The organism is Pseudomonas sp. (assembly GCF_030696055.1).
In the GTDB taxonomy this organism is placed as follows: Bacteria; Pseudomonadota; Gammaproteobacteria; order Pseudomonadales; family Pseudomonadaceae; genus Aquipseudomonas.
This window is the reverse complement of the sequence record NZ_JAUYNP010000105.1, coordinates 1-6,983: the sequence shown is the minus strand read 5'-3', so window position 1 is coordinate 6,983 and position 6,983 is coordinate 1. Positions and strand designations below refer to the sequence as shown.

The 6,983-nt window shown below is 63.5% G+C and carries 7 protein-coding genes and 1 pseudogene; 1 reads left to right on the top strand and 7 read right to left on the bottom strand.

Going from position 1 to position 6,983, the window contains the following annotated elements:
• The 6 genes from Q8Q83_RS06335 to gorA all read right to left on the bottom strand — a co-directional run.
• Positions 1-1,127, bottom strand: a 1,127-nt coding sequence (locus Q8Q83_RS06335; protein WP_305622129.1) for a methyl-accepting chemotaxis protein, incomplete at its 3' end; no start/stop codon positions are given.
• A 45-nt stretch (positions 1,128-1,172) separates the two neighbouring features.
• Entirely contained in the window at positions 1,173-1,781 is a 609-nt protein-coding gene (locus tag Q8Q83_RS06330) for a chemotaxis protein CheW (protein WP_305622127.1), read from the bottom strand.
• Complete coding sequence (locus Q8Q83_RS06325; protein WP_305622125.1) at positions 1,766-3,328, bottom strand: CheR family methyltransferase; 1,563 nt, start codon at positions 3,326-3,328, stop codon at positions 1,766-1,768. Before Q8Q83_RS06325 ends, Q8Q83_RS06330 begins: the two co-directional genes overlap by 16 nt.
• Positions 3,315-3,794: a chemotaxis protein CheW gene (locus Q8Q83_RS06320; RefSeq protein ID WP_305622123.1), complete on the bottom strand. Its 480-nt coding sequence runs from the start codon at positions 3,792-3,794 to the stop codon at positions 3,315-3,317. The genes Q8Q83_RS06325 and Q8Q83_RS06320 overlap by 14 nt, the downstream gene beginning before the upstream one ends.
• A 503-nt stretch (positions 3,795-4,297) precedes the next feature.
• Positions 4,298-4,921 (bottom strand): trimeric intracellular cation channel family protein, encoded by a 624-nt coding sequence (locus Q8Q83_RS06315; protein WP_305622121.1) that lies wholly within the window; start codon positions 4,919-4,921, stop codon positions 4,298-4,300.
• Between the two features lie 7 nt (positions 4,922-4,928).
• A complete protein-coding gene (gorA, locus tag Q8Q83_RS06310; RefSeq protein WP_305622119.1) occupies positions 4,929-6,287 on the bottom strand; it encodes a glutathione-disulfide reductase in 1,359 nt (452 codons plus the stop codon).
• A gap of 106 nt (positions 6,288-6,393) precedes the next feature.
• Between gorA and Q8Q83_RS06305 the strand changes: the two genes are divergently transcribed.
• Positions 6,394-6,816, top strand: coding sequence for a VOC family protein (locus Q8Q83_RS06305; RefSeq protein ID WP_305622117.1), 423 nt, complete (start codon positions 6,394-6,396; stop codon positions 6,814-6,816).
• A gap of 71 nt (positions 6,817-6,887) precedes the next feature.
• Here Q8Q83_RS06305 and Q8Q83_RS06300 read toward each other — a convergent pair.
• A pseudogene (locus tag Q8Q83_RS06300) lies at positions 6,888-6,968 on the bottom strand (UTP--glucose-1-phosphate uridylyltransferase); the annotation flags it as partial.
• Positions 6,969-6,983: the final 15 nt, after the last annotated feature.

The window sequence follows — 6,983 nt, the reverse complement described above, 5'->3', positions numbered from 1 at the left end:
TCGCCTATGGCCTGGCTCTGTTCGCCCAGGCGCATGATGCTCTCGGCCACCGCCTGCATCTGTTCGCGGATCTGCTGCATGCCGGCCAGCGCCTCTTCCACCGCCTGACGCCCGCCCTGGGCCACCGGGCGGTTGCGCTCGGTACTTTCGGCCACCCCTAGCGACTTGCTGCCGGCCAGCACCGCGGTCTGCTTGACCTCCTCCACCGTGGTGGTGATTTCGCTGATGGCGGTGGCGGTTTCCTGGGTGCTGGTGGCCACTTGGGTGGTGACCGCGAGTATCTCCTCGCTGGCCGTGGCCAGCACCGAGATGCCCTCGTTCATCTCCTGCACCAGCTCGCGCAGGTACTGGCTCATGTCGACGAAGGCCTGGGCCAGCCGGCCCACTTCGTCCTGCCGTGCGCTGCCGCTGATCTCACGGGGGATCTCGCCGCGGCCGATCTGCTCGGCCCAGCCGGTCAGACGCGCCAGCGGCAGGGCAATATGGCGGCTGAGCAGCCAGGCCAGCACGGCGCTGACGCCGACCAGCAGCAGGCTTAAATTGAAAATACGCTCGCGCAGGGCCGTGAGCGTCTGCCGCGACTGCTGCAGGGCCTCGTCGATACGCTGGTCGGTCAGCGTGGCCAGTTGCAGGCCAAACTGGTGAATCTGCTCATACCTGTCCAGTTGCACGCCCGTGCTCAGTTGCCGCGCCTCCTCCTGTTGGCCACTGCGGATCAGCTGCAGCTGCTTGGCGCGGGTTAGTGCCGAGGCCTTGCGCACGGCCACTAACTGCTCAAGCATTGCGCTGGCCTGGGGGTCATCGCTCACCGCCGTTTGCAGCTGCTGGATCAGCCGATCATTTTCCGCGCTGCGCTGGCGAATGACGTCCTCCTGCGCCTCCAGGTCCTCCAGCGTTTCCTCACCGATCGCCAATTGCAGGTCACTGCGTTGGGCGGCAATATTGATGCGCAACTCCTTGACCGTGGAAACGCGCTGGTAGTGACGCTGGAATTGCTCGTCCTCGCTGGCTTGCAGGCTGACGAAACGCTCCAGGGTGGTGAACAACAGGCCGCCAAAGCCCAGAATCAGCAAGGCGAAGGCCAGGATCAACTTGGCGCCTATATTGAACCGCAAAACCCTAGCCATCATCTTTGTCCCTCTCCTTGTTCCTATATTCCTCGGCCAGCACGCCTATTCATCGGCCAGCACGCGCAGGTTCGGGTCGCCCAGCAGGCGCGCGCCATCGAGCACCGTGCATTGCTGCGCGCTCACCCCAAGCAGGTAGTTCGCCCGTACCCCGGACAGGTTGGCCAGCCCCGTCTGCAAGCCGTCGCGGCTGATCTGCGCGACGCCCAGGACGCGGTCGATCAACAAGCCGAACTCCATTTCCGGGCTCTGCAGAATCAGCAGAAAACTGCGATCGGACAGATGGCCGATCGGCAGTTCGAACAGCACCCGCAGATCCAGCACCGAGACGATACGACCCCGCACATTGACGATGCCCAGCACATAGGCCGGGGTGCTCGGCAAGGGCGTGTAGTGGTTGAGTGGCAACACCTGGGCAACATGTTCGCTGCCGATGGCATACAGCTCACCGCTCAGGCTGAAGCTCAGCACCTCGAACAGGTCCAGCGCCGCCTCGCTGTCGCGCTGCCCGGCCCACTGCTGGGTGCGCAGGCGCAGGCGCTCCGCCAAGTCGTCGGGACGCAGGCCGAAGCCATCGACCAGGCGCTGTTCGAGTTCGCTCATACGCTTGTGCAACTGCGTCCAACGCAGCTGGTCTTCTAGGGGCTCGGACATGACAGGGCTTCCTGCATAAGTTGTTCGCAGAGCCGCAGCAACTGCGCGCAGCTCATGCCATCGGCCTGCGGCACCGGGGTGTCTGCGCTGTGCTGCGCGAGCAACTGGCGACAAACCCGCAGGGCCTTGTCGCTGGCTTGCCCGCGACCTTGCGCAGCCAACAGGCGCGCCTGGAAGAAGTAGCCGAGGATAAAGTCGGGGTCCAGGTAGAGCGCCTTCTGCAGGGCCAGCAGGGCTTCCGGCTGGTCGCCGGCCTGTTGCGCCAACTGAGCTTGCAGCCAGTAGGCCTGGGCCGAGTCGGGCTGCAGTTGCAGCGCCCGCTGCAGCCAATCCTGAGCCTCCTCGAGGTGCTGCTGATCTGCCCAGCTGCGCGCCAGCAGCAGGCAGGCCTGGTGCTGCTGGTTACGACTCAGGCCGGCGCAGGTCAAATAGCCCAGCAAGGCTTCGCGGGCTTCTGGATAACGGCTGGCGCTCAGGGCTTGTTGCGCCTGCCGCCAGTAATTTTCCGCCGCACCGCCCAGGCTCTCCACGGGCTTGCTGGGCGGTATTGGCGGGGTTGGTGGCGGCGCGGGCGGCTCGACGACAACAGCTGGTTTGGCCGGGTTTAAGGCAGCACGCGGGTAAGGCAAGGGCGCCACGAAGCGGTCGGGTAAGACGAAGACATCAGGCTTGGCGGCGGCCGGCCCGGCCTTGGCCAAGGCATAGTTGCAACCCGCCCAGCTCCCCGTGAGGCCGGCCTGGGTGGCGATACCGGCTTCGACTGCGCTGAGCAGCAACAGCCCCTCGTCATTCAGGCCGCCGAGCAGCCGCTTGAGCACCGCCGTGGCGCGCGCCGGCGAGAAGTACATCAGCACATTGCGGCACAGAATCAGGTCGGCATTGGCTAACGGGCAGGCTTGCTGGTCATCGATCAGGTTGTACTGGATAAAGCGGATGCGCCCACGCCAGGCCGCGCGTACCCGCCAAAAGCGCCCCTCGGCCTGGAAGTAACGTCGGCGGAAGGCCGCCTCGTTACTGCGAAAGGCATTACTGCCATAGACGCCCTGCTCCGCCCGGGCGAGGAATGCCGCATTGATATCGCTGGCGACCAGCTCCAGGGTCCAGCTGTCGCGCTCGGCCCCCAGCAACTCATCGAGCATAAATAACAGGCTGTAGGCCTCTTCGCCGGTGCAACAGGCCGCACTCCACAGGCGCAGGCTGCGCTGCCCGCTCTGCCGACGGCGCGCCAGCAAGGCGGCCAGGTGGTGCTGGGCCAACCAGTCGAAGGTGTCGGCATCGCGGCGGAAATAGGTTTCACCCACGCTAAAGGCGGGCACCAGGCGTTGCAGCAGAGCGGCGTCCCAGTCGGCGAAAGCCAGGGCCTGCAGCCAGCCGGTAAAGTCGCAGGCCTGCTGCTCGTCGCTCTGTTGCTCGAGGGCCAGCAACTGCAGGCGCCGCAGCAGTTCGCTGCTGCGGCCCGCGGAAAAGTCCATTCCCAGGTGCTGGTGCACCTTGTGCACCAGGGCTTGCAGTAGACGCGGCGAGCAGGAGGGTTCAATCCGCGGCATCGCCACCCCCTCCCTGCCGTGCCAGCGCCGCCGCCAGCTGGCTTTCGTCGGTGGCGGACAGCAGTTGCTCGACATCCTGGATCAACAGCATGCCTTCGGCGGTGCGCAGCACACCGCGCAGCAGGCTGGAGGGGACGTGAGGGTCAGGCGCCGGGGAAAAGTCGGCGGCCGCACAACTGAATACAGCCGCCACCTTTTCCACCGGCAGCAACAGTTCGCGCTTACTGGTTTTCAACCAGATAAAGGGTTGCCATAGCGTCAAGAGTGCCGACGGCCAGTCGAAGCGCCGCGCCAGATCAACCACCGGCAGTATGCTGCCTTGCACATTAACCAGCCCGCAGACAGTCGCGGGCGCTCCTGGCAAAGGAGTACTGAGCAGTGCCGGTAATACTCGAACGACATTCTCGAGCGCCACTGCGAAGTGCTGCCCGGCAAGCCAGAAGGGCAGCACCAAGTATCTATCCATAGATGCGTCCCTGTTGTCGCAATTTCGCTATCTCATGGCTTTACCCTAGCTCAGCAGCAGCTGACGTCCAGTGCCGAGGCGCTTGAATAGATGCCGGTGATAGTTTATTTGCACGAAAGTTCGGCGAGGGATTGCCGGTTGCGAGCAGTAATTACAAGAGGGATTCGATTGTGCCGCTAACCGATTGATTTTATTAGCGACTAGCGCTTGCGGCAGCTCAGTCCTGCGGATAGCGGCTGACTTCTAGCAGGTTGTCGTCCGGGCCGCGGCAATACACCGACTCGGTAGCAGCCTGTCCGATAATGCGGATTTTTGTAGGTTGGGCTGAGCTTCGCGAAGCCCAACATGCTGACTTTGTTGGGCTTCGTTCCTCAGCGCCAACCTACCATTTGCAGCCAATTGCTATTCTCGGACAGCCTCATAGGCTCGAGGACTCGATGCGCGCCACCGGCCCCTCTCGATAACGACGCCTTGCTGCGTCAGATGATCCAGGCGCCCAATTATCAATCTCTATCCAATAGATGAAAGCGTGGCAAGGAAACATGCCAGCGAATCGCCGCCAGGCGGATCAGCAGCACCGTTAGCATTGCCACCCCGGTATCCAGCCAATGTGGGGTCGCCAGTTCGCGCAACCCGATAAACACCAGGGCGCCGGCAATGCAAGCGGTGGCGTAGATTTCCTTCTGGAAGATCAGCGGGATCTCGTTGCAGATCACATCGCGCATCACCCCGCCCGCCACCCCGGTCATTACCCCCATGATCACCGCGGTACTGTAGGGCACCTGGTGCTGCAGCGCGACTTCGCAGCCGATCACGGTAAACACCGCGAGGCCGAAGGCGTCGGCCAGCAGCAGGCCCTTTTCGTGAATCGGCTGGGTCAGGCGCACCCAGAGCACCGTGCCCACGGCCGCCAGGGAGGCGATGACTATATAGAGGTCGTTGCGAATCCAGCTCACCGGATGGTTATCCAGAATCACGTCGCGCAGGGTGCCGCCGCCCAGCGCGGTGACGATGGCGATGACCAGCACGCCGAACAGGTCCATGGACTTGCGCCCGGCCATCAGGGCGCCGGTGATGGCGAATACCGCGACGCCGAACAGGTCGGCCAGGTAAAAAAGCTCGCTCATGGCAGCCTCAGGAGGCGACGGGGCTGCGCATGGTGACGAATTCCTCGGCAGCCGTCGGATGCACGCCTATGGTCTCGTCAAACATCTGCTTGGTGGCGCCGGCCTTGAGCGCCACGGCCAGGCCCTGGACTATCTCGCCCGCCTCCGGGCCGACCATATGGCAACCCAGTACGCGGTCGCTGTCGGCATCCACCACCAACTTCATCAGGGTGCGCTCCTGGCATTCGGTGAGCGTCAGCTTCATCGGCCGGAAGCGGCTCTCGAAGACCTTGACGCGGTAGCCCTGTGCCCTGGCCTGCTCCTCGCTGAGGCCCACTGTGCCGATATTCGGCAGGCTGAACACCGCGGTCGGGATCATCTGGTAATCGACCTGGCGGTATTCCTCGGGCTTGAACAGCCGGCGCGCCACCGCCATGCCTTCGGCCAGCGCCACCGGGGTCAGTTGCACCCGGCCGATCACATCGCCGATGGCCAGAATTGAGGGGGCAGTGCTCTGGTACTGCTCATCGACCTGGATAAAACCGCGTTTATCCAGCTCGACCGAGGTGTTTTCCAGGCCCAGGTTGTCCAGCATCGGCCGGCGGCCGGTGGCATAGAACACGCAGTCGGTGTGCAAGACCCGGCCATCCTTGAGGGTCGCCAGCAGGCTGCCATCGCCCTGCTGGTCGATGCGCTCTATCTCGCTATTGAACTGCAGATCCAGGCCACGTTTGCTCAACTCTTCCTGCAGGTGCTTGCGCACGGTGTTATCGAAGCCGCGCAGGAACAGCTCGCCGCGATAGAGCAAGGAGGTCTGCGCGCCCAGGCCATGGAAAATAGAGGCGAACTCCACGGCGATATAGCCGCCGCCGACCACCAGCACACGCTTGGGCAGCTGCTCGAGAAAGAATGCCTGGTTCGAGTTGATGGCGTGCTCATGCCCGGGGATCTGCGGCATGTGCGGCCAGCCGCCGGTGGCGATCAGGATATGTTTGGCGCTGTAGCGCTGGCCGCCGAGTTCGACGCTGTGCTCATCCAACAGGCGCGCATGGCCTTCGAGCAGGGTCACCCCGCTGTTAACCAGCAGGTTGCGGTAGATGCCGTTAAGACGGTCGATTTCGCGGTTTTTGTTGGCGATCAAGCTCGGCCAATCGAACTGCGCCGGGTCTAGCGACCAGCCAAAGCCCTGAGCCTGCTCGAAGTCGTCGGCGAAGTGGGCGCCGTACACCAGCAGCTTCTTCGGCACGCAGCCGACGTTGACGCAGGTGCCGCCCAGGTAGCGGCTCTCGGCCACGGCCACGCGGGCACCGTAACCCGCGGCAAAGCGCGCGGCGCGCACACCGCCGGAACCGGCACCGATCACAAACAGGTCAAAGTCGTAGGTCATCTTAAGCCTCCCAAACAGGCTGCAAGCATAACCCAATCGAACCCGGGTTCTGAGCTTGGGCCTAAGCTTGAGCCTAATCTTGAGAGAGCAGCGAAGGAGCAGCCGCATGCGCCCCACCCTTACCCATCTGGCTTTGCATGTACCCGACTTGGAGGCCTGCCTGGCCTTCTACCGCGAGTTCTGTGGCATGCGGGTGATCCACGAGCGCGCGGGCAAGGGCTCGCGCATCGTCTGGATGGCCGAGCCGGGCAAAGAGCATCAATTTATCTTCGTGATCATGCCCGGCGGCCAGGATCGCCAGCTGGCGGCGGATGACTACAGCCATTTCGGCTTTGCCCTGGCCAGCCGCGAGCAGGTCGATGCCATAGCGGCCAAGGCGCAGGCCGCGGGTTGCCTGATCTGGGCGCCGCGTGACGAGCCCTATCCGGTCGGCTATTACTGCGGACTGCGCGACCCGGCGGGCAACTATGTGGAGTTCAGCTATGGTCAGCCGCTCGGGCCAGGCTCGGAGGCGATGGCCATCCCATAAACGAACAAGCCACCCGCAGGTGGCTTGTTTGATCGACTGCCAGGCTTTGCTTAGTAAGCCTTGCCCGTCTTTTAGCGGTTTTCGAAGCAGAAGTTGGTGGCGTCGAAATATCCTTCCGAACCGCCGCAATCGAAGCGCTTGCCCTTGAATTTTTAGGCGATCACGCA

What these genes read in the sequence shown, in the direction of transcription:
- Q8Q83_RS06330 (WP_305622127.1), bottom strand. Translation starts at nt 1,781, where the DNA reads ATGTCCGAGCCCCTAGAAGACCAGCTGCGTTGGACGCAGTTGCACAAG.
- Q8Q83_RS06325 (WP_305622125.1), bottom strand. Translation starts at nt 3,328, where the DNA reads ATGCCGCGGATTGAACCCTCCTGCTCGCCGCGTCTACTGCAAGCCCTG.
- Q8Q83_RS06320 (WP_305622123.1), bottom strand. Translation starts at nt 3,794, where the DNA reads ATGGATAGATACTTGGTGCTGCCCTTCTGGCTTGCCGGGCAGCACTTC.
- Q8Q83_RS06315 (WP_305622121.1), bottom strand. Translation starts at nt 4,921, where the DNA reads ATGAGCGAGCTTTTTTACCTGGCCGACCTGTTCGGCGTCGCGGTATTC.
- gorA (WP_305622119.1), bottom strand. Translation starts at nt 6,287, where the DNA reads ATGACCTACGACTTTGACCTGTTTGTGATCGGTGCCGGTTCCGGCGGT.
- Q8Q83_RS06305 (WP_305622117.1), top strand. Translation starts at nt 6,394, where the DNA reads ATGCGCCCCACCCTTACCCATCTGGCTTTGCATGTACCCGACTTGGAG.